Origin of the sequence: Nonomuraea lactucae (assembly GCF_003313395.1) — a bacterium.
Classification (GTDB): Bacteria; Actinomycetota; Actinomycetes; order Streptosporangiales; family Streptosporangiaceae; genus Nonomuraea; species Nonomuraea lactucae.
Map to the genome: position 1 here is coordinate 1 of NZ_QNFZ01000557.1, position 1,805 is coordinate 1,805.

Genomic DNA, 1,805 nt, shown 5'->3' on the forward strand with positions numbered 1-1,805 from the left:
GCCCAGCTTGGCGAGCCGCTCCTCCGTGGCGCGCGCGGCCCGGTCGACCGCCGCCCGGCAGTCGTGCGGGTCGCCCGCGGCGAAGCGGAAGCCGATCTCGTCGTCCACCAGGTCGCCGAGCCCGCCGGCGTCGGAGGCGAGCAGGGGCACGCCGAGCGCCGCCGCCTCCAGGGCGACGTTCGGCAGGCCGTCGTAGAAGGACGGCAGCGCGACCAGGTCGCAGGCCGCGTAGACGGCGGGCAGCTCGTAGCGGTCGAGGAACGGCAGCACGGTGTGCTCCACCGGCACGGCCAGGTGCTCCTCCAGCTCGCCCACCAGCAGCAGGTGGAACGTGTCCGCGTGCCCCGAGGCGGCCAGCGCGTCGAGCAGGAAGCCGACGCCCTTCTTGTTCTTGAGCTGGCCGACGAGCCCTATCGTGCGCCTTCCCGCGGCCGCGCGCCTGGCCGTGGCCGCCTCCCGCTCCGACGGCAGGACCTCCCAGCCGGACGCGTCGATGCCGTTCGCCACCCAGGTCACCGGCACCTCCGGGACCAGGGCCGACACCAGCGGAGCGTGCGAGGAGGCCACCACGCATACCCGGGCCGAGGCGCGCAGCGCGTCGAGCAGCGCGCCCCTCCGGCGCAGCGAGAACACGCCGGTGTCGAAGTCGTTGCCGCGCAGCAGCGTCACCAGCGGGGCGCCGAGCCAGGCGGCCAGCACGGGGGCGGCGAGCATCGCGTACGTGCCGCCGAACGCGACCACGTGCGTGTAGCGCTCCCCCGCCAGGACGGTCCACATCCTGCGGAGCGCGTGCTCGGGGTTGTCCTCCAGCGGGACGGTCAGCAGCCGGCCGCCCTGCTCGCCGGCGCTCCGCCAGGGGCGCGCCCGCCGGGTCAGGTGGGCGACGTCGATCTCGACGCCCGCCCGGCGCAGACCGCGGACGATCCTGTCGCACGACTCGGCCATGCCGCCACGGCTGGGCGGGTAGTGCTCGGTGATCCACAGCAGCCGCATCAGCTGTCCACGAAGTCGCCGTCGTCCCCGTCGCCGAAGTCGCCCTGGTCCTCCAGGTCGAAGGCGCCCCTGTCGTAGTCGTCGAAGGTGGCGTACCAGCCGGGGTCGGAGTAGGCCGAGCCGCTGCTGTGGTAGTGGTGGCTCCGGTAGCCGCTGGTCCAGAACGGGTCGTACGGCGTCCCGTACCCCTGGGCCGCCGCGCACTCGGGGCACAGGCCGGCGGGGGCCACGTGCCGCTCGCAGACGGGTTTGCCGCAGCGCGGGCACCCGGTCACCGCCGGGCGGCCGCACCGGCCGAGCACGAAGAAGCCGGTGGTCTCCAGGCACGGGGTCACGCGCTCCGCCTCCCCCGCGGCGCCGTCCACCTGAACAGCTCGGTCGACACCGTCATGATCGCCCCGAGCTGCTCGTGCTCCCGGGGCAGCGGCACCTTCGCGGCCGCCTTGATCACTGTCCTCTGGCCGGGCCGGACCCGCACCCGGATCCACGGCGGCGGCGGGACGCCCGGCCGCGCCGGCTGCCGCCCCTTGGCCAGCGCGCGGCTGGTGTGGATGCGCTGCACGGCCTTGGTCTTGGTCTTCGACTTGCGCTTGCCGCGCGGGTTGACCTTGACCACCTGGCGGTGCCGGACCACGTCGATGACGGCGAGGGTCAGCACTCCGCCGTCACGTTGCTCGGCGCGCACCGTCAGCCACTGGTCCCGCACCCACCACTGTTCGGCGCTGCGCACCGGGCGGGCGACGGGCAGCCGCTGCCTGGGCCCGGCCTTGCCGGGGGCGCCGTGGCCGCGCAGGTCGGCGGTGATGCCGACC

3 protein-coding genes are annotated in these 1,805 nt (G+C 75.1%); all 3 read right to left on the reverse strand.

Annotated features, from left to right (window positions below):
* Window positions 1-993, reverse strand: a 993-nt coding sequence (locus tag DQW85_RS23560) for a glycosyltransferase family 4 protein (protein ID WP_240197381.1), incomplete at its 3' end; no start/stop codon positions are given.
* The gene (locus DQW85_RS23565) at window positions 993-1,328 is read right to left on the reverse strand and encodes a hypothetical protein (RefSeq protein WP_113702261.1); all 336 of its coding nucleotides are present in this window, start codon (window positions 1,326-1,328) and stop codon (window positions 993-995) included. The genes DQW85_RS23560 and DQW85_RS23565, both read right to left, overlap by 1 nt.
* The coding region (locus DQW85_RS23570) for a hypothetical protein (RefSeq protein WP_113702259.1) at window positions 1,325-1,805 on the reverse strand (481 nt) is incomplete at its 5' end. The genes DQW85_RS23565 and DQW85_RS23570, both read right to left, overlap by 4 nt.